22 protein-coding genes and 4 tRNA genes are annotated in these 26377 nt (G+C 63.0%); 8 read left to right on the top strand and 18 right to left on the bottom strand.

Going from position 1 to position 26377, the window contains the following annotated elements:
* Position 1: 1 nt before the first annotated feature.
* The 8 genes from ASD67_RS18995 to ASD67_RS18960 all read right to left on the bottom strand — a co-directional run bounded on the left by ASD67_RS18995 (position 2) and on the right by ASD67_RS18960 (position 10275).
* On the bottom strand, positions 2-6049 hold the full coding sequence (locus ASD67_RS18995; RefSeq protein WP_156377788.1) for an HTH domain-containing protein: 6048 nt from the start codon (positions 6047-6049) through the stop codon (positions 2-4).
* A gap of 326 nt (positions 6050-6375) precedes the next feature.
* Positions 6376-6452, bottom strand: a tRNA-Arg gene (locus tag ASD67_RS18990).
* Positions 6453-6454: 2 nt separating this feature from the next.
* Positions 6455-6528: transfer RNA gene (locus tag ASD67_RS18985), tRNA-Gly, on the bottom strand.
* 235 nt (positions 6529-6763) lie between these two features.
* The gene (locus ASD67_RS18980) at positions 6764-7594 is read right to left on the bottom strand and encodes a hypothetical protein (protein ID WP_156377787.1); all 831 of its coding nucleotides are present in this window, start codon (positions 7592-7594) and stop codon (positions 6764-6766) included.
* Positions 7595-7696: 102 nt separating this feature from the next.
* Positions 7697-7933, bottom strand: a complete 237-nt coding sequence (locus ASD67_RS18975; protein WP_235535799.1) for a helix-turn-helix domain-containing protein — start codon at positions 7931-7933, stop codon at positions 7697-7699.
* 68 nt (positions 7934-8001) lie between these two features.
* Positions 8002-8769, bottom strand: coding sequence for a hypothetical protein (locus tag ASD67_RS18970; RefSeq protein ID WP_056350519.1), 768 nt, complete (start codon positions 8767-8769; stop codon positions 8002-8004).
* Positions 8766-9992: a tyrosine-type recombinase/integrase gene (locus tag ASD67_RS18965; RefSeq protein WP_056350516.1), complete on the bottom strand. Its 1227-nt coding sequence runs from the start codon at positions 9990-9992 to the stop codon at positions 8766-8768. Before ASD67_RS18965 ends, ASD67_RS18970 begins: the two co-directional genes overlap by 4 nt.
* A gap of 209 nt (positions 9993-10201) precedes the next feature.
* Positions 10202-10275 (bottom strand) — tRNA-Gly (locus ASD67_RS18960).
* Positions 10276-10375: 100 nt separating this feature from the next.
* Here ASD67_RS18960 and dinB point away from each other — a divergent pair.
* Positions 10376-11503, top strand: a complete 1128-nt coding sequence (gene dinB, locus ASD67_RS18955; protein WP_056350514.1) for a DNA polymerase IV — start codon at positions 10376-10378, stop codon at positions 11501-11503.
* 5 nt (positions 11504-11508) lie between these two features.
* Here the strand turns inward: dinB and ASD67_RS18950 are convergent, their stop codons facing one another.
* Together ASD67_RS18950 and ASD67_RS18945 are read right to left on the bottom strand one after the other, a co-directional pair.
* Positions 11509-12624, bottom strand: coding sequence for a phospholipase effector Tle1 domain-containing protein (locus ASD67_RS18950; protein ID WP_056350512.1), 1116 nt, complete (start codon positions 12622-12624; stop codon positions 11509-11511).
* A gap of 149 nt (positions 12625-12773) precedes the next feature.
* Complete coding sequence (locus ASD67_RS18945) at positions 12774-14372, bottom strand: peptide chain release factor 3 (protein WP_056350510.1); 1599 nt, start codon at positions 14370-14372, stop codon at positions 12774-12776.
* Between the two features lie 111 nt (positions 14373-14483).
* On the opposite strand from ASD67_RS18945, the gene ASD67_RS18940 reads away from it, so the two are divergent.
* Positions 14484-15017: a hypothetical protein gene (locus ASD67_RS18940; RefSeq protein WP_056350508.1), complete on the top strand. Its 534-nt coding sequence runs from the start codon at positions 14484-14486 to the stop codon at positions 15015-15017.
* Here ASD67_RS18940 and ASD67_RS18935 read toward each other — a convergent pair.
* Entirely contained in the window at positions 14992-16431 is a 1440-nt protein-coding gene (locus ASD67_RS18935) for a transglutaminase domain-containing protein (protein ID WP_056350506.1), read from the bottom strand. The two genes, ASD67_RS18940 and ASD67_RS18935, sit on opposite strands and share 26 nt — an antisense overlap.
* Positions 16432-16593: 162 nt before the next feature.
* Here ASD67_RS18935 and ASD67_RS18930 point away from each other — a divergent pair, with 162 nt between their 5' ends.
* Entirely contained in the window at positions 16594-17280 is a 687-nt protein-coding gene (locus tag ASD67_RS18930; RefSeq protein WP_056350504.1) for a hypothetical protein, read from the top strand.
* A gap of 125 nt (positions 17281-17405) precedes the next feature.
* Complete coding sequence (locus ASD67_RS18925) at positions 17406-18206, top strand: enoyl-CoA hydratase-related protein (RefSeq protein ID WP_056350503.1); 801 nt, start codon at positions 17406-17408, stop codon at positions 18204-18206.
* Between the two features lie 40 nt (positions 18207-18246).
* Here ASD67_RS18925 and ASD67_RS18920 read toward each other — a convergent pair whose 3' ends face one another.
* The 4 genes from ASD67_RS18920 to ASD67_RS18905 all read right to left on the bottom strand — a co-directional run bounded on the left by ASD67_RS18920 (position 18247) and on the right by ASD67_RS18905 (position 20735).
* Positions 18247-18849, bottom strand: coding sequence for an HD domain-containing protein (locus ASD67_RS18920; RefSeq protein ID WP_056350501.1), 603 nt, complete (start codon positions 18847-18849; stop codon positions 18247-18249).
* A gap of 33 nt (positions 18850-18882) precedes the next feature.
* Positions 18883-19515 carry a hypothetical protein gene (locus ASD67_RS18915; protein WP_056350499.1) on the bottom strand — a complete coding sequence of 211 codons (633 nt, stop codon included), beginning with the start codon at positions 19513-19515 and terminating at the stop codon, positions 18883-18885.
* Entirely contained in the window at positions 19505-20083 is a 579-nt protein-coding gene (locus ASD67_RS18910; protein WP_235535741.1) for a hypothetical protein, read from the bottom strand. Before ASD67_RS18910 ends, ASD67_RS18915 begins: the two co-directional genes overlap by 11 nt.
* Positions 20084-20198: 115 nt before the next feature.
* Complete coding sequence (locus tag ASD67_RS18905) at positions 20199-20735, bottom strand: hypothetical protein (RefSeq protein ID WP_235535740.1); 537 nt, start codon at positions 20733-20735, stop codon at positions 20199-20201.
* Between the two features lie 182 nt (positions 20736-20917).
* On the opposite strand from ASD67_RS18905, the gene ASD67_RS18900 reads away from it, so the two are divergent.
* Positions 20918-21361 carry an RrF2 family transcriptional regulator gene (locus ASD67_RS18900; protein ID WP_056350496.1) on the top strand — a complete coding sequence of 148 codons (444 nt, stop codon included), beginning with the start codon at positions 20918-20920 and terminating at the stop codon, positions 21359-21361.
* Positions 21362-21569: 208 nt separating this feature from the next.
* Here the strand turns inward: ASD67_RS18900 and ASD67_RS18895 are convergent.
* Together ASD67_RS18895 and ASD67_RS18890 are read right to left on the bottom strand one after the other, a co-directional pair.
* A tRNA-Ala gene (locus ASD67_RS18895) sits at positions 21570-21645 on the bottom strand.
* 119 nt (positions 21646-21764) lie between these two features.
* Positions 21765-22088 carry a TIGR02300 family protein gene (locus ASD67_RS18890; RefSeq protein ID WP_056350494.1) on the bottom strand — a complete coding sequence of 108 codons (324 nt, stop codon included), beginning with the start codon at positions 22086-22088 and terminating at the stop codon, positions 21765-21767.
* A gap of 124 nt (positions 22089-22212) precedes the next feature.
* Here ASD67_RS18890 and aroA point away from each other — a divergent pair, with 124 nt between their 5' ends.
* The 3 genes from aroA to ASD67_RS18875 are packed head-to-tail and all read left to right on the top strand — an operon-like array spanning position 22213 to position 24820.
* The gene (aroA, locus tag ASD67_RS18885) at positions 22213-23541 is read left to right on the top strand and encodes a 3-phosphoshikimate 1-carboxyvinyltransferase (RefSeq protein ID WP_056350492.1); all 1329 of its coding nucleotides are present in this window, start codon (positions 22213-22215) and stop codon (positions 23539-23541) included.
* A complete protein-coding gene (locus ASD67_RS18880; RefSeq protein ID WP_056350490.1) occupies positions 23538-24194 on the top strand; it encodes a hypothetical protein in 657 nt (218 codons plus the stop codon). The genes aroA and ASD67_RS18880 overlap by 4 nt, the downstream gene beginning before the upstream one ends.
* The gene (locus tag ASD67_RS18875; RefSeq protein WP_056350488.1) at positions 24191-24820 is read left to right on the top strand and encodes a (d)CMP kinase; all 630 of its coding nucleotides are present in this window, start codon (positions 24191-24193) and stop codon (positions 24818-24820) included. Before ASD67_RS18880 ends, ASD67_RS18875 begins: the two co-directional genes overlap by 4 nt.
* On the opposite strand, the gene ASD67_RS18870 is transcribed toward ASD67_RS18875, so the two are convergent.
* Positions 24804-26093 (bottom strand): adenylate/guanylate cyclase domain-containing protein, encoded by a 1290-nt coding sequence (locus ASD67_RS18870; RefSeq protein WP_056350486.1) that lies wholly within the window; start codon positions 26091-26093, stop codon positions 24804-24806. The two genes, ASD67_RS18875 and ASD67_RS18870, sit on opposite strands and share 17 nt — an antisense overlap.
* Positions 26094-26377: the final 284 nt, after the last annotated feature.

Raw genomic sequence — 26377 nt, 5'->3', positions numbered from 1 at the left:
TCTACCGCTGCGCGTACAGAACTCCGAGCGTATCTACGAAGGCTTCGCTGTGATGTCCGGAGAGGCCGCGTGCGAAATGCCGAGCTGCTACTTCGGCCTGTTTCACAAGCAATGGACTTTTGCCCAGCTGGCGCAGCCGGTCCGCCAGTAGTCGTGTTCGCTCAATCGGATCAGTGGCAAGTCGCGCGCGCCAAACGGCAATCTCGAATAAAATCATGACCTCTTCTTCTTCCGGACGGGGTCCCAACCGGTCCGCTTCGGCGTCGATACGCGGACCCGCATCTTCCCATCCATTCGTCGCGGCGAGAGCGGCGAAGATCAGCAGCGCCGACCTTGCTTCTTCGATGTCGTCCGAATCGAAGCCCACATCCCCCGATGCCGCGGCGGCGTGAACGAGCTCGGACAATTCTCGTGGAAGCGGCGTATCACCACTCGCCATGCGCACGATCTGCCAGGACGCGCGGCGATGGTCCGGATCGGCCTCATCGCTCAGCAGCGTCTCGATCAATCCCTGAACGCCATCTCGGAAAAGCCCCTTTGCCCCCGGATACAATGCTTCATATGCGTCGCCGAAGGAGGCTGCCACGACGCTCCCCAGCGCATCGTCGGGAGCAAGCGCCCGGCGCGCGATCTCCATTCGAGGTTGCGGAGTACCATCGGCCCCGGGCTGAAGCACAAGCGCGCGCAGCAATGCCGCCGTCCATTCTTCATGCTCTGGAATCTCGTGGAGACGAAATAGCGCCGGCGCGGCGACATGGGCGCGCAAGCGGTCGGGTGTCATCTGCCTCGGATCCGACGTGTCATTATCGAACTTGTTGATCGGTTCGACGAGGAAACGAGGAGGAATCAAGCGGTTGCCGCGCAACAGCTCCAGCAGGGAACTGATAACCACGCCGCCGGCCGCAAGAATTTCCGTGAGAAAGTTCGCATGCGACCAAGAGATCGCCAACTGCTGCGCACTTGTCAGATCGGACCATTGTGGATCGCTGGCTCCGGCAAATGCCGTGTAGTCCGCAAGCGCAATGTACAACTGCCAAAATGACGCAGTTTCAGAAGCGAAGGCTCGTTCGATCAAATTTCGTATGCGCAAGATCTGTGCGGCGCTGGGGCCGGACGCCAGCACCAGATCTGCAGCAAGCAACTGCGTCCAGGGAGGCGCTGTTTCGATCTCGGCATCATCGAGCACCTCGGTTCGCGCATCCTCGGAGAGTGACTGGAATGCGCTACGCAGTACATCAGGAGCCATAATGGGAAGCGCACCAAACCGACGGATCGCGATCGCGAGGCCGCGCTCTTCAATCAGGCTCGTAGCCGATTGCTCCATGTCTTTTTCAAGCCGGATGTGACGCAGCACCTTCCCGATGTCACTGGGAGCGAATTCCGAAAGTCCGAACGGTCGCCGAGCTTCGACCATCTGTTCGAAGTCATTATATTCGTGCTGCATGGTTTCATGCGAGCGCGACAGCACTGTCCTGACGCGTTTAATCCGGTCGGGCTCTTTCCCAAGTTCGGCCATCAATAACAAACGCTCGGCATCCGACATGTCGAGTACCGCGCGTCGCTCGTCGATCGCAGCGGCTCTGATGCCTTCGACGTCGCTAGAAACCCGACGTGCCCAATCGTCGATCCTCATGGTCTTCCGCCCGATCTTGAGGCGAACATGCTCGGAACCATTTTCGATGACCAGATCGATTTTCGCCTGCTTCCCCGAAGCTGCGACGACGCGCCGAACCGAATTCACGTCGGCGCCTATGAGAGCCGAAAAGAACTCAAGTTCGTCATAATCTTCTCCATCGAGCGAAATTTGTCCATGCTCGGGAAGATCGAAGCTCTGTCGCAATTCACTACGTTGAAGCAACGGAATGCGTATCGGCATTGGCATCGCATTGACGACCTTAGCCAAATATACGCGCCAAAGTCTCTCATCTGGACCTTCCTCACCGTCGCGTTCCAGATGCTTTGCTATCATTGCTTCGACCGCAGGCCGCAACGCCGGCCGACTGCGATAAGAATTGCCGAGACAATAGCGCCAGAACCAGTCGAGATACGCCGCTTGCCTCGCCATCTCCCGTCCCCGGTAGAACTGCATGGCCACGAGAACCAAGCTGCCGAGATGGACCCCGATCAACTGATCTGATCGCGGATCCCCCGCAGCGAGGGCTTGCTGCGGAAACAGGCCGATCTCGAGCGTATCGAGAATCCATTCAGACGCGACCTCGGCATCCGCGATGTCCCAGCTGTCATCGCGCCATATCGCAACCAGCGCCTCGGTTATCGCATGTCCACTATCGAGCAAGAAGGGCAGTTCGCCCTTGGCGCCCTTTGCTGCCTCGCTCGGATTAGGCCACTGGAGGCGCCTGCGGTTCACCAGTGTCTCGCCAATCGCTCTCCGAAGCAAAGCGATATCCTGAGTCTCGGCTACCTGCCCTTTCCGCGTAGCGGCGCGGAGATGCCTCTCTATTTCTCCGCCGCGCTGAGGCATGAAGGACCAGCGCGCGGCGCGAAGTGCCTGGCGAAGTTTGTCGCTTTCGCGAGTGTTCAGGCGACGATAGCGGACAAGCGCATCGATGATCTCAACCGTTGTCGCGGTCTGGAACTGCTTGTTATCGATGGAAGTCGTGAAGCGATCGTCTACCCAAGCGATACCGCCATCGTCCGCTAGCGCCGAAACGGTCTGCATGAAGCTTCGGCGCAATGGATCGGCGTCCGTGTTGTTGCCATACGCGACGGTTTGATAGGTGCCATCTTCGAGACCCGAGTGAAGTCGGGCAATAAGGTCCGAGATCGTGTCTGCCTGACGCTGGCATTTCTCGGCGCTGGCGACCTGCGCTTCCAATGCCTGAAACTCCAGATCTTCGAGGCCGATCCGATTTCGCCGGGCGAGGTGATCGATAAGCCCGGCTTGCTCGAGCGAGACGGCCAGACCGGCTTCGAGAATGACGACGCTTCCCTTTTCAGGCAGCGGACCAACGCTTTCGGAATCGAGAATATCGCCCAACTGGTCACGCGCATGCTCGAGGGCGGCGGTACCGAGGGATTGGCGAACAACCTCCATCAGTCTCGCGAGCGAGAGCATATTCGGCTCCGTCGCATCTTCCGGCTTCCAGACCGCCTTCGATGCGCTCGCGATCGGTAGATCGGCGGCGGCAAAGACCTCACGATCTTTCCTTCTGGCCAGAAGCGACTTCGCCGCATCGAGCCGCTGGGGTTGAGCGACGTCGAGCTCGGCCCGTATCTGGGTCAGCGCCGTTACCGCGTCGGGCGGGAGGCGCAAAGGCGCAAATGCCCGCTCTACGATATCTAGTATTCCCAGGCCTTGGGCGGTCAGCAATGCTGTCACATCCGCTATCAGGCGGACCTCACCGCGGTTCTCCGGCCACTCGTCCTCTTCGAGACGGCGACCGTAGCGCGCCGACAGCATGGGTCGCAGTTCGCCAGGCCGCGGCGGATCGAGCAGCGGCTCGAGGTAAATCGTCGAGAGCATCGCATCCCGAAGACCCGCGACGAAATAGACCGGCCCATGCCCATTCGCATATTGCTCGAACGCGCGTTCTTCCTGCGCGCGTCTTTCCGAGATCATCCTGATCACGTCCTCGACGGTAATCAGGATCACTCCGCCTTTGCCGGAATTGCCCAGAACCTGCATCCGCGCCATTAGAGACCGCTGCTCGGACGCCATTCTGAGTTTATTGGCCAGCTCGAAGGCAGCCGTGACATAGTCGTCGGATGCTTGGGCGGCAAATTGCTTCGTTATACGCCGCGCCGCGTCCGGGTGCGACCGCAGTACGGCGCGGGCGAGCGCGATATGCCCGGGTGCCGGCGCAGAAAGTGCTTCGGCATGCTCCTCATAGAGCGCAAGTGCTTTCGGTGCGGCGCCAATCGCCAACTGAAAGTGTATCGAACGCCATACGTCGTGGGGCTGTCCGGTTGCCCGGGCGATGACGAGGCTGGCGTCGCGCGCGTGTAGTAGAGAGCCTGTAGCTGCGAGGCATTCGGCCCGCAGCCGATCGAGTTCGACAGGCAGCTTTGACTCGGGAAACGCATCAACGCGTGACAAGGCGGACAGGACGTCTTTCGGCCGTCGGCTCCGGTAGTAAGCGAAAGCAGCGGCGGCAATCGCTTCCGCAGTTCCGATATGCTCGATCAGAAATTCCGCCGCCTTTGCGGCACTCTTGTGCCAACCGGCGTCGAGGAGCAGCTGCGCCGCCGCCAGGATCACGCGCGCGTCGCCATTTGATCCGAGTTGGTCATCCAGGATTTGCGCGATCCCCTTGGCGCGGCGTTTGCGAGAATGAACATCCAGCACACGTCTCAGACGTAACCAGGGATGCGCGCCGAGAGCGTCCTCGGATGGCTCGCAATGACATTCGAGATCCAGCACAGCCGACCAATATACGTAGAGTGAACCATGGCTCGCTTGCTCAAGCACGTCCCGCTTCGCATCGAGAATCTCTCGTGCAAGCGCGACCTCGCCATTCGCGTTTGCGAGGGCAACGCGGATCAACAGGGTTTCGAAATTAGCCGGATCGGCCTCCAGTTCGGCGTCGCACTGAAGAGCGGCAGCTTGGCGGTCGAACGGGAGCGCGCGCGACAAGGCCCAGGCCACAAGCGGCGTCGGCATGGTGCCCGACTTCTGTAACGCCTCAAGCCTGGCAAGCACTTCTGCGTGACGCCACGGCATGCAGGCCAGCACCCCGAAGTGCCACATAACCATTCCCGGGTGACCCTCGAGCTCTTCCGACACCGCAAGTGCTCGAAAAATGGCCTCTGCTCGCTCGAGATCGGCACGCGCAGTATCTGATGTTATCACCAATGGCTGGTCGACTGGCTGGGGCCATTCCCCTGTCTCAGGCGCAACGGCCGATGAAAGCGCGCGATGGAACACGACAATCCCCAACGATTGCTGGCAGGCGCGCGACTCCGGATCGCGGAGTTGCGCCCGCTCCGCTATTTCCACGGCAGCTTGCCGGTCACCCATGAGAAGCTTCGCAAGAGCTGCCAGCCTCAGCGTTTCCGCCCTTGGTTCATCGTCCCCCAGAAAGCGCTCGAGCGCGGTAAAGGCTTCGGCCGGGCGACCTTCCCGTAGCATCGCGACAGCGAGCACTTCGGCGAGCTCCGCAGGGGCGTCGGCTGCGATATTGTCGATCGCGGCCTTCGCACCGACACTTTCCATCAGCAGGATAGCGCGCAGGCGCCCGGATTCACCATCCAGCGCATCTGCTGCGTCGAGTAGCTGACGAACGCGCTGATACGTGTCGCCGTCTATAATCAGTCCGGCGAGCAGCCGCAGCTTTTCGGCTTTGACGTTGGGAGCCAGCGCGTGCGCCACTTCGGAATGAAGAGCATTCTCGAGTTCGGCAATAACGCGTGAGCGTTCGCCTCGCCGCGCCCGTCGCTTCAGTTCTGCAATTTCGGCGGTTTCAGCTTGATTCAGCCGTGTGACGAAAGATTGGACCCGCAGGACACTCAGATCCCACCCGGATTCGATGTCGCGCAGTAGTCCACTCAAAGGTCCTGCCGGCTTGCCGAATATCCGCTCGTACCAGTCCTGTCCGAGATAAGTCCGAACCGCTGCGGGGGCGCCCGGAAGATGGTCGTAAATCGCTGGAGAATCCCAGATCAGAAAGTCGATGCCGAACGCCGCGAAGCGGTTGGTTTGGGCGATAACCTCGTCGCCAGCCTTGCGGTTCTTGATCGTGCAACCGACGAACAAGATGAAGCGACTGACCTTTTTATCGTGCCAATGGGTTTCCCAGTGAAACAGAAATTTGTCAGCTGCCTTCCGGATATCGTCTGCGCTAAAGCGCTTCTCCGCCTTGGCTTGGCCCACCTCCAGGCTGGTGCCGCCATCATCGCGGCGGAACGCAACATGATCGATACCAAATTGCTCTTGCCCGTCTGGAGCATATAGATTGGCTCCAAATATCCCCGGCTGTGAAGCATGAAGCGCGCGCGCAAAATGCTCGAACCGACGTGAACCCAGCTCATGGAATGCGTGATCGCTTTCGGGATTTATCGATAGCCTGGGTACTGACTGTCGCTCTGCCATTCTCACAGAATGCCCGTTGTGGATATAGCAATGCAACCAAAACCACTCTCGGGTGCCCGGGGCTCGCTCGCGATGTTCTGATCGGGCGGACAAACAGTGCCATCCATCGCCACCGCAACTTCGTTGAGCAGACTGATCGGAAAAATTCTCGAGAACGTACCTCCGAGAGTAGCTGTGACGTACAGCAGCCAATGGCGGCTTTCGGGCGCGGCTTCGCGACAGGCCAAACGACCGAGATCAGGCGCAAAGCGGATGCGCAGCGAACGCAGATCTGGCGTAAATGATTGCAGCTGTGCTTAACGCTTCCTCCCATCAGCAATCAATGCTGGCGCCCCCGACAGGACTCGAACCTGCACCGTAGAGGATAGAAACCTCTTGCCCTATCCAGTTGGGCGACGGGGGCGATGGAGCGGCCTAGGAGAATCGAACTCCTGTAAACGGGATGGAAACCCGGTGCCTGACCACTCGGCCAAGGCCGCCTGAAACTGACGGGTCAGTGTCTGGGAGACACGGGTCTGACCGAACGCATCGCCAGCGAGAAAATGCGCCCACTGAGTGAGGCAGGCATAGGGGCGTCGTGCGTCATTCGGACAGCTTATAGGCGACGACCCTATTCATGCAATCGCGTCCATACGAATCCTGCTGTGATCGGACGCCTGCCTCGTAAAGCGCCACCGACGCACCACCACCAATATCGGCCCATACGGTCCGGGTTCACAGTATCCGTGGCGGCCCGCAATCCTGACAGCGCAACCGTGCCGCCACGTTCAGATTCACCGAAACGCCGACACGCTTTCCTTTGATCGCCACCGGCCCACGCCTTGCGATGCCGAACACCTCCGCGGCTCTCGACGAGCAGTGCTTCAGTATATAGCGGACAACCTGTCGCAAATTGGTCCGGTAAAGCTCGGGAGTCGAGGACGAGGTCGCACTACCCGTCGGCCTGCCCGCGATCTGAGTCACCTTCGACACTCCTTTGCGACGCGTCAGCCCCGACCTCTTCAGCCACCTTGGCATGCGGCGCTTCAACCAGTTGCCGCTACACGCCGGCACGTGCAGGAGGATGTGGACGTGCTCACCCGTCCTCGTCCCGTATTCACGCGCCCAAATATGCGCCGTCGGCCAGCCGCGGGAGCGTGCAGCGTCCTTGTAGAGCTTCAGGAAGCGCCCGATCGTATCGACGGGGTCGGTCGAGTCGCCACGATCGAGGGCGAGTGTGATCATCCGGGTCGGCAGCAACCCGATATGTGCGGCGTGGCGGAGGGCCTCCAACACCCCTCGGACGGTATGTATCTCGATGGCTGCGCTCGATTTCGTCTGGCGAGGAAGCGTCACCGACGCCTGCCTTGCAGGCTTCGCTGAACGCGCTGAGGGGGTACTGGTTTCGCACCGTGCGCGAGGTGATCTGGTAATGCCGAGGTTTTCAGCCATTTCTTGGCGATCCTTTAATAGATTTTGTCGCAGCTTTTTTCGCTGATCGAAGCCGTGCTTACGGTGCGCTGCATCGAACCAATGACGACCGACGCCACTAAATTCCGGCCGCATCACCTCTCAGGACGCGCGCCAACTACAATGTGAGATGCCCGCAGCAACCGGCGGCAATAAGCGGCAACTAGGGGGTGGCGGGTCACCTCATGCTTGTCGCGGTCACTCGTCTGCCCCCGCAATCAGCGCGTGCAGGGCATCGGCAGGAATGATCGTGCGGCCGCCGATGCGAACCACGCGGAGCGTCCCCTCGCCGATATATCGATACAGGGTGCTGCGGCCGAGGCTGGTGGCCGCGATCGCTTCCTTGATGCTGTACCCGATCTTGTCGGGCTGGCGGCTTATGGACGACATGGAATCACCTCGTATCTCGTTGAACGAGATCCAAAAACGCCACATCGAGATCACGCGGAAAAGACGCTTTTCGCGTGCGCCGCGTGAAAAACCGCGTAATGTAAGCCTTTGAATTAAATTCCCTTTACTTTGCGCCACGCGGGACGAAACACATCTTCGCGTGAAAGGCCTGCGTGCGAAGGATCCGCGTGAAAATCCCGCCACGCCTTGTCCATACCATTGCCCTTTCCGGATTTTATCCAGTTCTCGCACCACAGCATGACGTCTTCCTGGCGCATGCGGGGTGCGCCGCGCGGGTTTGGCCAACAGCGAACGACCCCCGCGCGCTCGGCCTCGACCAAGAGGTAGCCGTCAGCCATGCACGGGTCGGTACCAAGCGCGTCGAACTCGCGGTCGAAGCCGTCGGGATGGTCGGGCCAAAGCATGTCCGGGGACCCATCAGGTTGGCGTCGAATACCGCCAGTCGAAACATCGAATTGCGAGAAAGTAGCGAGCATATTGCGAGAGAGGTCCGTCGTATCCGCCACGGCCGCCTCGGCGCGTGTAAAGTGATAGGCGTAGCGGCCACGCACGGTAAGGTTGCCTCGCTCCGCTTCTTCGCGAAGGTGCTGCCAAGCATCAGCTAGCCGCTGCAACCCGCGCTCGCGATTCTCAAAATAACCGGTTCCCGGACCGTCCGCTGGATTCGCATCGTGACTTCCGAAAAACGACCGAAGCCTGTCCTTGGCGCTAAGGGCCTCTGTGGAGCTATGGCCCGCAATCTGTTCGAGCAACTCGTCGTGAGACATCGCGTCCGCGAACGCGATCCAGGTCAATGCTTCGACCAATGAGACGAAGGGGTGCTCAGCTAAATACCGCCCTTTCGCTGACGCGCGGGTCATTGGCGTGCCCCAATAAAGGCGGTTTCGTCACCGCGCCGCAACTCGTCCAGATAATCGCTCCACCATTGCGCCATCTCCACGCGCTCCTGCCAATGCGCGCCGCGGTGATAGGCCGCGCGCACCTTGTCGGCATCGCCATGTGCGAGCGCGCGCTCGATCGCATCCGGGGACCATTTTCCGCTCTCGTTGAGAAGCGTCGATGCCATCGCCCGGAACCCGTGTGCGGTCATCTCGTCGCTGGAATAGCCGAGGCGCCGTAAACCGGCGTTAATGGTGTTCTCGCTCATCGGGCGAGCCCGCGTGCGGATTGACGGGAATACATATCCCACGGGGCCGGACAAGGGAGGGACCTCTCGGAACAACGCCACGACCTGTCGGGAAAGGGGGACATGATGAGGCTTGCGCATTTTGGTCTTCCCGGCGGGTATCGTCCAGACGGCCGTTTCCAGGTCGACTTCCTCCCACAGCGCATGGCGCAGCTCGCCCGGTCGCACGAAGACATGGGGAGCGATCTGCATTGCCAGCTTCGCAACGCCCATGCCTTCGTATCCGTCGATGGCACGGAGTAACTCGCCGACCCGTTCAGCATTCAGAATCGCGCCATAGTGCGTCGCCTTTGGAGCGGTGAGCGCGCCCCTGAGATCGCGCGTCGGATCGGAACGAAGGCGTGCCGTTGCCACCGCGTAACGAAAGACCATACTCGCCAGTTGCAATGTCCGCCGCGCGCTCTCGAGATTTCCTTTCCGCTCGATCCGCCTGACGGCGTCGAGAACATCGGCCGGCTCGATTTCCGAGATCGCCATCGGCCCGATCGACGCCTTGAGCAGGCTGAGCAGATACTCGCTCCGCGTCGCCGTTGCCGGCGCCCAACGCTTGTCGCCGTCGCGCCTGCGCTTGGCGCAATATTCCTCCGATATGACGTTGAACGAGTTTTCGGCCGCAACGCGCGAGCGCACCTTCTCGCGGCGCTTTTCCTGCGAGGGGTCCTTGCCATTCGCTATGAGCGAACGGGCGGCCTCCCGCCGCTTGCGCGCCTCGCTCAAACTTATTTCCGGGTAGGCTCCGATCGCGAGCTGTTTCTCGCGCCCGTTGAGCCGATATTTGAGTCGCCAGAGCTTCCCGCCCGCCGGCGTCACAAGAAGATGCAGGCCGCCCCCGTCCGCGAGTTTGACTGGCTTGCCGCCCGGCTTCGTATTCCTGATTGCCACGTCGGTAAGCGCCATAATCGGTTCCCTCCGGGTTTATCATGCCCCGAAATGCCCCCACGGGTGGGGGCATCGAATTGACCGTCAGCAAGATGCCCCCGAAAAATGCCCCCACGGATCGGCGGCTTTGGATGGACGCAATGGAACGCCTGCGGTCTGATTATGGCAGAATATCGCGAATTTCTGGACTATGTCCAGACGAATACGAACATCATGGGATGGAAAGTTGGAGCGGGTAGCGGGAATCGAACCCGCCTAGCTAGCTTGGAAGGCTAGAGCATTACCACTATGCTATACCCGCTCACCAAGGCCGGCGGCGATTGCCATTTTGGTCCGCCTTCGTCAAGCGCCGCGTCAGGCGCGGCATTGAGAACATTTGGGCAACATGCTAGGCGGCGGACGTGGAAGACGGCGACGATCAGGCTGGGGACGCCGCGGACACCCGGGTCCGCAAGATCATCCATGTCGACATGGATGCCTTTTACGCGTCGGTCGAACAGCGCGACGACCCGGCCTTGCGCGGCAAGCCGGTTGCGGTCGGCGGGTCTTCGCGGCGCGGCGTGGTCGCGGCCGCGAGCTACGAAGCGCGCAAATTCGGGGTACGGTCAGCGATGCCGAGCGTCACCGCGAAACGCCAATGCCCGGGCCTCATCTTCGTGCCGCCGCGCTTCGAGGTGTATCGCGACATTTCGCACCAGATCCGTGCGATCTTCCGCGACTATGCCGACGAGGTCGAGCCACTGTCGCTCGACGAGGCCTATCTCGACGTCAGCGCCGACAAGGCGGCGTTGGGCAGCGCGACCGCGACCGCGAAGCTGATCCGCCGTCGCATTCGTGAGGAAACCGGGCTCACCGCGTCGGCCGGCGTCTCGTACAACAAGTTCATCGCCAAGCTGGCGTCGGACCAGAACAAGCCCGACGGCATTACCGTGATCCCGCCGGGCAAGGGCGCGGCGTTCGTCCAGACGCTGTCGATCCGGCGCTTCCATGGCATCGGTCCGGTGACCGCGGCGAAGATGGAGGGGCTCGGGATATTTTCGGGCGCCGACCTCGCGGCCAAGGCCCCGCTGTGGCTCGCGGAGAATTTCGGCAACAACGCCGAATGGCTGTTCAACCTGGCGCGCGGGATCGACCACCGGTGTGTGAAGTCGAACCGCCCGCTGAAATCGCTCGGCGGCGAAAGGACCTTTTTCAAAGATCTGATCGGCGACACCGAAATCCGCGAGGCGCTCGCGCATGTCTGTGCGGTGGTGTGGGACCGTGCGGCCAAAAAAGGCGCGCGCGGGCGGACGGTGACGCTCAAGCTGCGCTACGCCGATTTCAAGACGATCACGCGGGCGAAGTCGGTGCCGGCACCGATCCTCGACGGCGCGGCGCTGCTCGCAGCGGGCGAAGCGATTTTGGCGCCGCTGCTGCCGACCGAGCAGGGAATCCGGCTGCTGGGTCTGACGCTCAGCAAGTTCGAGGGAGAAGAGGATGAGGAGGACGGCGAAGCCAAAGCGCCTGCGGATTTGCTGAGCTTAATATAGCAAATTTAGCTTATTCTTCTAAAGTATTTATAGAGCAAATCATCCATGATGACCCTGTCCTTGAATCCTTTTTCAAAAACACGATTCCTCCAATCATATTTGATTCGGAATATTTTATACTTACATATCTGTATTATTTCACAAACTGGATGGTAATATTGCTTGAAATCACCGTTTGATTCCAATTTCCTACGGTAAGGCAATTCCATATAATTGGCTGAAATTCGAAATTTCTTGTCGGCAATACCCTTCCTCACCCGCCACTCCTTGTCCTCGATCCATTCCTTATCGAGAGCGAGACCGGTCAGTCGTTCAATAAAATAGACCATCGAAAGAAGGGCGACGTTGCCCAAAAATGCGTTGCCCGTCCCTCCGATGTCGGAATGTATCCCGGGCATCCATATCTGTCGGAACGATTGCGTCCGCAGACTGGGATTCGGCGCTTCCTTTCCACCCCGCAGGACGCGCGACTTGGCCCCGGTCCAGAGCTTGTGCGTAAAATGAGGTCGATCCTCGTCGATCGCGATGATGTGGATACCGTGCCGACAGAGCGACGGAAGGTCATGATTGGAAAAACGAACAGGATTGAACACGGGCAGCTTTGATATGCCGCCCATCACAGCGTCAAAAATACCGATGAACTCGACCTCCACCGTGGTCAGGTTGACCTTGTTGCTTAGTGACGCCCTTCCCTCGTTATGCTCCCAGGCATAGATGACCTCGGGAAGGAAGTGGATCTGGCGTGGGTCGAGCAGCCCGAATTCCGATATGATGCTCGCCAACGCCCGCACGGCCATCGCACCACGAGAAAAACCGAACAGATAAATTTTGTCCTTCGAGATTTTGGCATCAAAATTATAGTTCGCGCATATGTTTGTGTACTGATCGACGATCTGCGACATTATCGTGTTACCCGTCAGCAGGTCATAGGTATTCCTGCTGTCAGGCTGGGACGATATTCCGGATCGGTAAAATACGACTTGCGGGCCTCCGCTCTTAGAACGGTCCAAAATCTGCAGCAGGCAAGCCAGTTCGAAAACGTTGGAATATGATCTGTTCGTGGCAGTATGGGCAGCACTGACCTTTGTACCGTCGATCAACGCGATAAGATGCTTGCCCATGCGGTCTGCTCCAAATCCAGAGTGCACAAAAGGCACCACTAGTCTGCGCATCATTCCGAAGATTAGTACCGTTCCCCAATCGGAAACATAGTCTCAGACCGATATACTTAGCAAGGCGCTGGATATTGGATGGCGAGTATCGGAGCGGCTTACTCTGCCAACGCGCCCAACCGCCGTTCCTTCGTCGCCGTAAAGCGGATGTCCGGATTGCGCTGGGTGATATAGCCCACCTCCCAGCCGTCCTTCGCCATGAACACCGGCGCGCCATCGCGGTCGGTGGCGCTGGCGCCGCGGTGCTCGGACTGGAACGCCTTGAGCTTCGCCGGATCGTCGCAGGCGATCCAGCGCGCGGTTTCCCAGGGCGACTGCTCGAGCTTCGCCTCGACCTTATATTCGGCGTCCAAACGGCTGATCAGCACCTCGAGCTGCAACTGGCCGACAACGCCGACGATCATGTTCGCCCCGATTTCGGGGTAGAAGACCTGTATGATCCCCTCCTCGGCCATGTCGTCGAGCGCCTTGCGCAATTTCTTGGTCTGGGTCGGATCGACGAGCGCGACGCGGCGCAGCAGTTCGGGGGCGAAGTTCGGCAGGCCGGTGATCGTGATGTCGGTGCGTTCGGAGAGCGTATCGCCGACGCGCAAGGTGCCATGGTTCGGGATGCCGATGATGTCGCCCGGGAAAGCCTCCTCGGCCATTTCGCGGTCCTGCGCGAGGAACAGCATCGGGCGGCTGATCGCGATCGCCTTGCCCGTGCCGCCCTGCATCAGCCGCATGCCGCGCTCGAACTTGCCCGAACACAGCCGCATGAACGCGATGCGGTCGCGGTGCGCCGGGTTCATATTCGCCTGCACCTTGAACACGAAGCCGGTGACTGCATCGTCGGCCGGATCGACCGGCGCGGGTTCGGCGGGCTGCGGCTGCGGCCCCGGCGCGTGGTTGGCGAGCGCCGACAGCAGGTCGATGATGCCGAATTCTTTCAGCGCCGATCCGAAATAGACCGGAGCCAAGTCACCGTTGCGGTAGGCCGCAACGTCGAAGGGCGCGTAGCAGGCCGATGCCAGCTCGGTTTCTTCCTTGAGCAGCGCCAGCGCGCGCTCCGAAAGCTCCGCTGCCAGCGCCGGATCGTCCAGCCCCGCAACCTTGGCGCGCTGGCCTTCATACATCCGCGACGCGTCGCCACCCGGCTTCATGATCGCGGGATCGACCAAATCGTAAATCCCCTCGAACTGTCCGCCCATTCCGGCCGGCCAGTTCATCGGGCACACGTCGAGCGCCAGCCGCTCGGCGATCTCGTCGAGCAGCTCGAACGGCGGCAGGCCCTCGCGGTCGACCTTGTTGATGAAGGCGATGATCGGCACCGAACGCAGCCGGCACACCTCGAACAGCTTCAGCGTCTGCGGTTCGATGCCCTTCGCGGCATCGATCACCATCACCGCGCTGTCGACCGCGGTCAGCGTGCGATAGGTATCCTCGCTGAAATCCTCGTGCCCCGGGGTGTCGAGCAGGTTGAAGATCAGCCCCGCATGCTCGAAGGTCATCACCGACGAGGTCACCGAAATCCCGCGCTGCTGCTCGATCTTCATCCAGTCGGAGCGCGCACGCCGCGCCTGCCCGCGCGCCTTGACCTCGCCCGCGATATGGATCGCACCGCCCGCGACGAGCAATTTCTCGGTCAGCGTCGTCTTGCCCGCGTCGGGGTGCGAGATGATGGCGAAGGTGCGGCGGTCGGGGTGCTGAGCGATCATGGCGCGCGCCTAGCAGCGGCGCGGCGGCGTGGGAAGGGGTTGGCCTTTAGCGATTGCCCGGCGCTGCGATGTCTGGCATCTTTTGCCGACGGAGAGAAATGGAGGCGAGCAATGTCCCTGTTCCCGCGGATTCAAAGCCCCTGCCCTTATAAGGGCAAGCTCAGCGACATCATGGATGGCGACACCTGCCGCCTCTGCCACCGCGAGGTGCATGACATTTCCGACCTGTCGAGCGCGGCGCGCCAGGCGCTGGTCGCGGGATGCAGCGACGAGATTTGCGTGAGTTACAAGGTGCCCGTAAAATCGGCGCTTGCCGCGATGGCGCTCGGCGCGAGCATGGCGACCCCGGCCTATGCCCAGATCGACGAGGTGCTGGCGGTCGACGGCGAACCCACCAGCGGCGAATATTGCCTCGAGGATAATTATATCATCGTCGGCGGGCTGAAAAAGCCGGGCGAAGTCGAATGGCTGACCGCCGATCTCGACAGCAGCCTGCCTGATATGCCGGTCGTCTATGACGACGAGCCGGCGCCGGTGGCCAAGGCGACACCGGCGTCCGCGCCCGTCGATGCCCCGACGGACGCCAAGGCGCGCGACGATCGCGATCCGCCGCCTTTGGTCAAGGATCGACCGGCCGCTTCCTGACCTCGGATATCGCGCGCCAGTCGAGCAGCGCGGCGATCTGGTTGGCCTCGACCATCGCTTCGGGCTCGCCATCGCCGAGGCTGAGCGCGATATGCGTCGCGTCGAAGCCGTTCAGCGAGATATCATAGCTTTTCCAGCGCCCGTCGACAAAGGCGATCACCCAGCTGTGCGGCATGAAGGCGTTGCTGGCGCCATGATAGCGCCCCGGCGAAAACACCAGCCCGTGGACGACGCGCACCGGAATGTCCGCCGCGCGGCCGAGCGCCGCGAGCAGCAACGCATCCTCGGTACAATCGCCCGCCCGCCGCCGCCAGGCGGTGCGCGCCGAGACATAACCGTCGAAATCGATGCGCGGCAGCCGCGCGCGCGCGACGATCGCGAGCCGCGCCATCACCGCATCGTCGGTCTTCGCGCCGCGCCGCGCCTGCGCCGCCTTCTCCTTGAAAACGGCGTCGTTGCTCTGAACCCACTGGCCCGGCCGCCGCCAGCGTTCGAGGTCGGCCGCCGCCGGGGCGGATGCCGGACCGCAGTCCTGGCAGATGTCGACCTGCCAGCCGTCGCCATCCGACTTGACGCGTTGCTCGCCGGTTTCGGGGACGGTGACGGGCACGTCGGCGGGAAGCCCGAAAATATAGCGCATCTGCCCGAGCGCCGCGCGCTGCGTCATATGGATATTGGGGCGATATTGTTCATGCGCGACAATGCGACCGCGCGAGAGCATATCCGCTTTGGTCAGCGGCCCCTCGTCGCGACGCCACGCGCGCGCACTGCCGAGCAGCGGCTGGCGCGCCGCGGCCAGCTTGCCATCCGCATAGTCGAGCCAGCGCACCGACTGCAGCCGCCCGCCGCGCGACAGCGTCAGCACCCAGGCATGATCGGTGCCGCTGCGTTTCGCCAGCGCCAGTTCGACCGGCCGGAATTGCAGCGACACGGGATCGAATTCGGCGATCGACCAGCTGCGCGGCGCGGACGGTTCGGTCAAAAAGGGCGCCAGCGTGTCGGGATCGCCGATCGGCAGCACGGGCAGGACGGCGCTCACCGCGTGCCGTTCGCCCTCGTTGACGGCCTGCCCCGCCAGCGCGGCGCCCGACCGTTCGAGTTCGACGGTGAGTATCCGGCCATTGACGCTGCGCCGCCACCGCCAGCGTTGCGGACGGCCATCGGCATCGACCGCGATCTGTAGCGTATCGCTGAGTTCGGTCGGGCCGTGGCCCGAAACCGTATAGGCGGTTTCGAGCTGCCGAACGCTTTCGCTGCCGCCCGCGATCAGCACGGTCCGCTCGGTCTGGCGACCGATCAACTGGTCGCTCTCACCGCTGATGGCGATCGTGACCTCGCCGCTCGCGGCCGCTTGCCCGCCCGCCATGACCGCGCCCGACAGCAGCAGTCCCGCCAGCGCTGCAGGGCGGAGCATGGAATTCGTACGCGTTGCCGCCTTTGTCATCGTCCGCCATCGCCCCCTTGCAAATCGATCCCGTTCGCGCCCGCAACGTCGCGACCGTCCGCGTCGCTGTCAAAGGAAAAGGCGCGCCAGATCGGGCTGGATTCGCGGTGCAAACAGGCGCAGGCTGGGCGCATGCGGAACCTCTTCCTCGCCCCGTTCGCCATGTTCCTGTCCGCCTTGCCGACCATCGGCGCGTTGGCTCAGCCGCCCGCCGTCCCCGCCACGGCAGCGCCCGGCCTGATCGGCGAATATCAGCTTGCCGAAGGCCCCGACGTTGGCGGGGGGCTGGAGATCGCACCCGACGGGACCTTTCTCTATGCGCTCTACGCCGGCGCACTCGACGAGCGCGCCGGCGGGCGCTGGGAGCAGCGGGGCGACGCAGTCTGCCTGTTCACCGAACCCCGGCCGGTGCCGCCCGCCTTCGAAAAGGCGCCTCTGATCGATGTCGATGACGCGCAGCCGACGATCTTCGTCAGCTGGCCGACCGGCGAAGGCGTCGCGGGGGTCACCTTCACCATCGGTTTCGACAGCGGCGATCCGGTCGAGGATTATACCCAATATTATGGCTGGACGATGCCCGAGGACGACAAGCGCGTGCCGCGCTGGGTCGAGCTTCGCGAGCCGATCTATGATGTGACCGCGCCGCGCTATGAACTCGGCCCCGAGGACAAGGGGCGGCTGCATGTGCGGCTGGTGCCCAATGACATGGGCGTGGTCGATTTTCAGGGCGCCTGCCTCAGCGCGAACGGCGACCGCTTCGTCCTGCGGCGCAACGACGGCGAACTGCGCTTCGCGCGCGTGCGGGTGGACGAAGAATAAGGCCCCTTCAGCCCACCGCTATCAAATCCACCCGCCCGTCGCCCCTTGCACTTCCGATGCAAATCGGTCACAACTTTACGTGAACGTAAAGGTAAAGCCAAAACCCGCGAGAGGAGTTCTTCCCCATGACCACCCCCACCTATGAGATGATCAAGCTCGAAGTCGCCGACCATGTCGCGACGATCACGCTCAACCGCCCCGAGCGGCTCAATTCGATGCCCCCGGCGATGGCCGACGAGATTCGCGACGCGCTCGATCACCTGCCCGTCCTCGGCGCGCGCGCGCTGCTGATCACCGGCGAGGGGCGCGGTTTCTGTTCGGGGGCCGACCTTGGCGGCGACCGTGCCGCGTCGGCGGTCGGCGGCGGCGCCAACAGTCGCAAGGCGCTGCGCAACCACTATAACCCGATGCTGCTCGCGCTCGCCAATCTGAACATCCCGGTCGTCACCGCGGTCAACGGCCCCGCAGCGGGCGTCGGCTGCAGCTTCGGCCTGTCGGGCGACTTCACCTTGGTCGGCAAGTCGGCCTATTTCCTGCAAGCCTTCGTCAACATCGGCCTCGTCCCCGATGGCGGCTCGTCGTGGCTGCTGCCGCGCCTGATCGGCCTGCCGCGCGCGACGCAGATGATGATGCTGGGTGAAAAGATCGGCGGCGAACAGGCGGCTGAATGGGGCCTCGTTTACAAGTGCGTCGACGACGCCGACCTGCTGACCGAAGCGCGCGCGCTCGCGACGCGGCTGGCGAACGGCCCGACGGTGTCGCTCGGCACGATGCGCCAGATTTTGCGCGCCGGCCTGTCGCAGAGTTTTTCGGAAACACTGGACGCCGAAGCCAAGGGCCAGTTTGTCGCGGGTAACAGCGAGGATGCGGTCGAGGGCGTGCTCGCATTCGTCGAGAAGCGCAAGACGGCCTTCAAGGGGAAATAAGGAGAGCGTCGCCCCCGCGCAGGCGGGGGCGACGCTCCAGTTACTCCGCCGCTTCCTCGACCATCACCTTCTTGTAGATGCTCGTGCGCGGGTAGGAGCAGAGCCGCATCACCATCGGCTCGAAGAATTCCAGGCTCTCGCTGTCATAATCGGGGTCGAACGCCGGGGCGTCATATTTCTCGCAGAATTCGGCGCATGCCGCATAATGCGGGCTATCCTTGAACTGGTCGCGCATGTCGCGGTCGAGGCCGAGATAGTGGAAGAAATAATGGCCCTGGAAGATGCCGTGGTGCTGGACGATCCAAAGGTTTTCTTCCGACAGGAATGGCTTGAGGATCGCCGCCGCGACGTCGGGATGGTTGAACGCGCCCAGCGTGTCGCCGATGTCGTGGAGCAACGCCATCACGACATATTCCTCGTCGCGCCCGTCGCGATGCGCGCGCGTCGCGGTCTGCAGGCAATGTTCGAGCCGGTCGACCGGAAACCCGCCATAATCGCCGCCAAGCAGCTTCAGATGCTCGAGGATGCGCGTGCCGTTCTGCGGCGCAAACTCCTTCTGCTCGCGCGCGATGATGTCCCAGTCCTGCTGGGTCCCGTCGATCATCGAACGGAAACTCGCGTGGTCGTGCGTCATATCGGTCATGGCAGCCTCTCCTATTTTGGCGGGCAGCCTAAATTATTCGTTCCAATTTGCAACGTTATAGCCGTGAAGCTCCTCGGGCGTCAGGCATTGGCGTTGCGGTGCCTTGCCTGTGGACGCATTTTCGCGATCGAGCGTCCCGGTAAGCAGTCGGCGCGAGACCCCCATCCGGATCAGATAATCGGAGATTCCGAGGCTCTGCCGCGCGATGTCGGCACTGGAAACCGACGTCGCCGACGGCTCATAAAATTGCCCAAGATCGAACACAGCCGTCGGATCGACGGACCGAATACGCCCGCTGAGGAACAACAGGGCACAGGCATCGGTGCAGTTCGCGCCAGCCGGGACATGCGCCGCAAAACTCCCCGCTGACCGCAGGATACGCCCGGCCTCCATCGCACTGCCCCTGTCGTCGCCCGAGGCATTGAAGTGGATTGTGTCGACGTCGGGATGCTCGGCGAGCACCGCGTTGAGGCGCGCCGGAAGGTCGGGGCCGATCCTGCCCTCTATGACAAGGGTTTCACTGCGTCCGGTTCGCTGCACCTCAACGCGCGACGCCGGTGCATCCCATCCCTGGCGCGTCGGAGCGCATTCGCCCGATTGCTCGATCGGCGTCGCCGCGAGGAGCGGCAGCGCAAGCAGCGCTCCAAGCAGCCGCTTATCCGCCATCGTTGGTAACATTATAGGCTTTCACCTCGGCCTGCGTCAGGCAGCGCCGGGTCGATTTGTCGTCGTCGGTCGCAATGGCCTTCTGGCGGTACATCACTTCGGTCAGCAATTTCCGCGACACGCCCATGCGGATCAGGAAATCATTGTCCTCGCTGGCAAGCAGCGCCGCATCCTGTTCGATGTCGCCGATCAGGTCGCGGGTCGCTTCGGTGCCCATGGCCACGCTCATGTCGATCGCGCTGCGGTCCCCGGTGCGGGTGAACATATGGACGATGAAAAGACCGCCCGGGTCGATCACCCGCGCGCTACCGCCCATGAAGACGAAATTGCAGGCGCTGAAACAGGCCCAGCCGTTGGGAACGCGGGTGATCATCCCGAGGCTGGATCGGATGATCCGTCCCGCTGCATTGCCAGCGCGCGCGTCTCCGCCGGGTGACCGCAGCCAGATTTCCGAGACGTCAGGGTTAGCCGCCAGCGTCTTGGTCAACCGGTCGGGCAGTCCGGCATCCACCCGCCCTTCGGCAAGCAGGACCTTCTCGCCCCCGCGAACGACGGGCGTCAACGTCATAGTCGGATTCGTCGACCAGTTCGGACTGAGCGGACAGGTGGGGTTCGCCGGGTCCATCGGCGTCGCCGCCGTCAGGCACGCAAGCATCGCCAGCGCCGCCAGCGGGCGGACAAGTTTACGCCGCGACAATGACATAGCGTGGCTCGCCCGGTCCCTTGCACATACGCTTCGACACGCGCGTTTCCTCGCCCTCGACGATCACCACGTCGGTGACGTTCATGCATTTGCGCCCGCCGCCTTCCTGGTTGACCGCTGCGACGGTCGACGATCCGCTGACCTCGGGGCGCGTCGCACTCGTCCAGTTCGACGTCGCGCCGACCTCTTCGCCGCGCGTGACCTCTTCGGTCGCCGCCGCGGCCTGCAACTGCTCGCCGGGATCGAGGCGGCACGCGATTGCGTCGGTCAGCGTGCCCGCAACCTCCGCGGTCGGCAGGTAACTGCCGAAACCGGTCTTGCCCGCCGCATCGCCGACCGCGTCGCGGATCACGCCGCCCAATATGCCGCGCCCGACGCTGCTGCCCTTCTTGCCCTTGGGGCAACCGCCATTGTCCTTCTCGCTCGGACTCGGCGTCGGGGTCGGCGACGTCACTTTACGCAACAGGCCGCCAAACTGCGCCTGTGCGGGCGCCACCGCCAGCAGACATGCGGCCAAAACCGCCGGCGCTGTCAAAATCTTTCGCATTCCATCCGCTCCACGCAACCACGCCCGCAACCGGGCACCCTGCGACCCCTGTAGGGGCGGTTCATGCCACCCGCTGTGATTTTCATCAACTCTTGCCCGAATGTCATCCAGACAGGTTGAATTAAGGCTGAATATGTAACACAGGATGAACCATGCTGTCGCAAAAGACCCGCTATACGATCCGCGCCTTTCAGCACCTCGCCGACCATTGGGGCAAGGGGCAGGTCCAGCTCGCGGATATTGCGGAGGCGCAGAATATTCCGCCCAAATTCCTGACCGTGATTCTGTCGGAAATGGCGCGCGAAGGGCTGCTGCTGTCGCAGCGCGGGCGCGACGGCGGCTACCAGCTCGCGCTGTCGCCGATCGACATCAGCTATGGCGACCTTGTCCGCCTGACCCGCGGTTCGCTCGCGCTCGTGCCCTGCGCCGCGCGCAACGCGCACGAGCATTGCAAGAACTGTCTGCCCGAATCCGAATGCCGGATGCGCAGCCTGATGCTGAAGGTGCGCGACGACACCGCCGCGATCCTCGACCGCATCAACCTCGCCGATCCGATCGCGATGGAACCGGTGTTCGAGAGCGAAGCCGCCGAATAACCGCGAGGCCGACGCCGTCAGGCGTCGTGCTACCCTTCGGCCCCTCCACCCCTCGCTTCGCGAGCGGTCCCCCTCCCCATGGCCTGCGGCCACAGGGAGGATTTGAACGCCCGCCACCGCCCGACACCGGTCATCCCGCTGCCGCATTTCCGATGCACCGGACAGGCAACAAAAAAGGCCCGCGTCGGCGGGCCTTTTTGGGAAGAAATGGTGGAGCCTAGCGGGATCGAACCGCTGACCTCCTGCATGCCATGCAGGCGCTCTCCCAGCTGAGCTAAGGCCCCACAACTTCGTGATCGCGCCTGGGTGACTGCGATCGGGTGGCCGCCTTTAGCAGTGCCGGCGACCGATGCAAGGGGCCAAATGCATCTGACGATGCCTTTTTGGCCCCCCGCGTCAAAAATCAGGTTTCGACGTCGTCGTCGTCCGCGGTCGCGACGCCCAGATCGTCGTCGCCGCCGAGGTCGACGTCGTTGTCGGGCGAATCGCTGTCCTCGTCGACATCGACGTCCAGATCCAGATCGTCGTCGGCCTCGGGTTCCTTGACGACCTTGCCCGGCTTTTCCGCTTCCTCGAACGGCATCGGCTGCTTCGATTTCAGCACCGATTCCGGAATCCAGTTATAACCGCAATTGATGCAGGCGACCGGATCATCCTTGGTCAGATCATAGAATCGGGTGGCACATTTCGGGCAGCTACGCTTCGTGCCCCATTCAGCCTTTATCATAAATTCCTCATAACCTTCTGGAAAGAGATTAGAATTTCTGGAAAGCGACGGTTGCCTGCGCGGCATCCATCAAATCGGCGTGCGCCTTGCCAGATTGCAAGGCCGCTGTCAAAAGCCGCACGCCATGACCGATCACACCGCCACGCCCCGCAGCTTTTCCGCTTCCGTTCCGCTCAAAGGTAGGGTCGCGATCCCGGGGGACAAGAGCATCTCGCACCGGTCGCTGATGTTGTCGGCGCTCGCGGTCGGCGAAAGCCGCGTCACCGGGCTGCTTGAGGGCCATGACGTGCTCGCCACCGCCAGCGCGATGCGCGCGATGGGCGCCGACATCGAACGGCGCGACGACGGCGAATGGCGCATCCACGGCGTCGGGGTCGGCGGGCTGCTCCAGCCGCAGGGAGCGCTCGACATGGGCAACAGCGGCACCTCGACGCGCCTGCTCATGGGTCTCGTCGCCAGCCACCCGATTACCGTCACCTTCATCGGCGACGCCAGCCTGTCGGGACGTCCGATGGGCCGCGTCATCGATCCGCTGAGCCAGATGGGCGCCGACATCACCGCCTCGCCGGGGGGCCGTTTGCCGCTGATGCTGCGCGGCCTCGCGCCCGCCATCCCCCTCGCCTACCGCCTGCCGATGGCCTCGGCCCAGGTGAAAAGCGCGATCCTGCTCGCCGGACTCAACACGCCGGGGATCACCGAAGTGATCGAACCGGTGCCGACCCGCGACCATAGCGAGCGCATGCTGCGCGGGTTCGGCGCCGATCTCAGTGTCGAGACCGATGCCGACGGTACGCGCCACATCCGCATCCTTGGCGAGGCGGAACTGAAACCACAGACGATCGCCGTTCCCGGCGACCCTTCGTCGGCCGCCTTCTTCATCGTCGCCGCGCTGGTCGTTCCCGGCTCCGACGTCCTCATCGCCAATGTCGGCCTCAACCCGACCCGCGCCGGGCTGATCGGGGTGCTGCAGGCGATGGGCGGCGATATCGAACTGCTCGACGCACGCGAAGTCGGCGGCGAACCCGTCGCCGACCTCCGCGTTCGCCACAGCATCCTCAAGGGCATCGCCGTCGACCCCGCCGTCGCGCCGAGCATGATCGACGAATTCCCCATCCTCTTCGTCGCCGCCGCGCTCGCGCAAGGCCGCACGACGACGACCGGGCTCGACGAATTGCGCGTCAAGGAAAGCGACCGCATCGCGGTGATGGCGACGGGCCTCACCGCCATCGGCGCCCGCGTCGAGGAGAGCGAGGACGGCCTGATGATCGACGGCACCGGCGGCGACCCGCTTCCCGGCGGCGCCACCATCGCCGGCCATCTCGACCACCGTATCTGTATGAGCTTCGCCATCGCGGGGCTGGTCAGCAAGGCGCCGGTGACGATCGACGACATCGCACCCGTGGCGACGAGCTTCCCGAATTTCGAGGCGCTTCTGATGGGTCTCCAGCAATGAAGCCGCGCGGCCTCGCCCTCATCGGCACCCTCCCTGCGCTGCTCGCCGTCAGTCATCCGGCTGCCGGCGTTCAAAGCCAGGCCGAACTGCCGAGAATAGCGGACACCGCTGGAGCCCTCGATAATAGCGCGCGCATGCCGGGACCGGCGGCGCCCGAAAAGAATGCGTCGTGCGACGGCGAGGTCGAATATTGCCCGAGCGCGATCCAGTCGCGTGTCGACCGCAGCTTCTCCTCCGTCCCGATCGACAGCGCGCTCGCCGCCGCGCGCGGCGGCCTGACCGAGATCGTCGAGCGGGGATGCGACCAGTCGAACGAATGCGAATGGCGCGACCGGTCCGGCGTGGGCCATTTTGCATGGGGTGATGGCGAAGCCGATTTGTATATCGTCATAAAGACCATCGAGGCAGAGACCTTCGCTGGCCGTTCCATACCGGCGCTGGGCATCGGCACCGCGCGAAAACAGGCCGACGTGATCGCCAATGTCCGGCGCTTTCTGGGTGATGTCGAGGTTGATTGCGACCCCGCGCATGTCTCCGGCAATGTCGGTCCGGTCGAGTGCGGCGCGACGCTGAACCCCGGCTGGATCCAGATCGGCTTCGACCACGACGGCAATCTGCTGCGCGTGCGCTTCGACGGATATCAGTTCATATGATCATAGCCGTCGACGGCCCCACCGCTTCGGGGAAAGGCACTATCGCCCGGGCGCTCGCCGACCATTTCGGGCTGCCGGTGCTCGATACCGGGCTGCTCTATCGCGCGGTCGGCTATCAGACGCAGCTCAATCATGGCGATGCAGACAACGCCGCCGACGCCCTCGCCGCGTGCGATTTTCCCGACGACTTGCTTGACGATCCGGCGCTCCGTTACGAAACCACCGGCGGTCTCGCGAGCCGCGTGTCGGTTCACCCCGCCGTCCGCAAGGCGCTGCTCCAGCGCCAGCTCGATTTTGCCGGCCAGCCTGGCGGCGCGGTACTCGACGGGCGCGACATCGGCACGGTGATTGCGCCGCACGCCGACGCCAAGCTGTTCGTTACCGCCAGCGCCGAGGAACGCGCGCGCCGCCGCCATGCGGAGATGCTCGGGCGCGGCGTCGATATCGGCTACGACGCCGTGCTCGCCGACATCCACGCCCGCGACGCCCGCGACACCGGGCGGACCGAGGCGCCGCTGCTGCGCGCCGCCGACGCGATGCTGCTCGACAATAGCGACATGGATGTGGCCGAAGGCATCGCCGCCGCGATCGCCTTCGTCGCCGAACGGGTCAGGCGACCCAGCTGATCTCGGGCAGCGCGTCGACCGCGGGCTTCGCCGGCGCGGCGTGATAGACGGCGGTTTCGCCGACGCCCTTCAACATTTCCATATGCGGCGGGCCGAATGCGCCGCGGTCCTTCGCCCGCAGCCAGGTGCTTTCCGAAATCGCGATCCCGTTGACCGGGGCCGTGCTCTCCAGCCGCGCCGCCATGTTCACCGTTTCGCCCCAATAGTCATAGGCCATGCGCGTCGCGCCGATCACCCCGCCGACCACCGGTCCGCTGTGGATGCCGACGCGCAGGCCGGTTTCGACCCCGGCGAGCGATTGCAGGTCGTCGACGACTTCGAGCACCGATCGCGCAAAGGCGATCGCGGTATCGGCGCTGTTGCGCGCCGTCAGGTTGCCGCCGGCGATCGCCAGATAGGCGTCGCCGATCGTCTTGACCTTTTCGACCCCATGCTGCGCCGCGCAGCGGTCGGCGTGGTTGAAAAAGGTGTTGAGCAGTTCGACCAGATGCCCCGGCGACACCCGCTGCGCGAGCTTGGTAAAGCCCGCCATGTCGATGAAGATCACGCTCGCGTCGGCATAGGAATCGGCGACGAGGCGCCCGTCGCGAATCCGCTCGACCGCCGCGACCGGCAGCATGTTGTAGACCAGTTCCTCGTTGCGCTTGCGCTCGGCCTCGAGCGCTTCGGCGAGTGCAAAGGCCCCACGGCTCGACCGGTCGATCGCGAAATTGATCGCGACCATGATCATCGCGCCGCTGAGGTAGGACAGCAGCGCATACCACAGCCCCGCGCCATGGCTTTGCACCGCCAGCACCGTCGAGAGAAAAACCACGACATCGAGCGCCAGCCACAACAGGAACAGGCGCGGTCGGCTCGCCAGAACGACCGCCGCGAAAGCGCTGACCGAGAGCCTGTTCATGACGCCGACCGCGTGCATTTCCTCCTGCATGTCGATCAGTTCGTCGAACAGCACCAGATTGATATGGCCGAGCAGAAAGACGATGCCGAGCAGCGCGGCGAAATCGATTCCCGGCCGCGCGACATATCCGGACCAGAAGGTCGCGCCGATATAGGCGCCGGCGAGGATCAGCATGCAGCCGAAATAGACCGCGAGCGTCGCCGTATCCTCGTGACTGACAAACAGCGGATTGGCGATCGTATAAGCGAGCGCGACGAGCATGAAGAGCACGCCATAGATGCGCACGAAGGGCAGCCGCAGCATTCGCGCCGTTTCCTGGAAACGCGCCTCGACCGCCGGATCGGCGAAACTGCCACGATATGCCGTTTGCATGAGACCCCTCTCGATTGCAGCGGGACGCTAAACCCAACATCTTACGATGGCGTTTATCCGTGCTTTCGCCTTGCCCGCGCTGCGCCGTTCGACTATAGGCCGCCGCGTCCGACGGGTGTTTTTGCCGGTCGAGGCACGGATGAACCGCCGCTCGTTCCGAGCGTCGGGCGTGACGGGGCACACCCGTCGCGCCCTTTTTGCTTTGCCCGTCCCTCGCCGATGAAGGTCCGAAGGATGCTGTGCAATGCATTCGGCAGGCACGGCATATCGGCCATTAAGACCAG

Origin of the sequence: Sphingopyxis sp. Root1497 (genome assembly GCF_001427085.1) — a bacterium.
Taxonomy (GTDB): Bacteria; Pseudomonadota; Alphaproteobacteria; order Sphingomonadales; family Sphingomonadaceae; genus Sphingopyxis.
The sequence above is the reverse complement of the archived record's forward strand: the minus strand, read 5'-3'. Positions and strand labels throughout refer to the sequence as shown.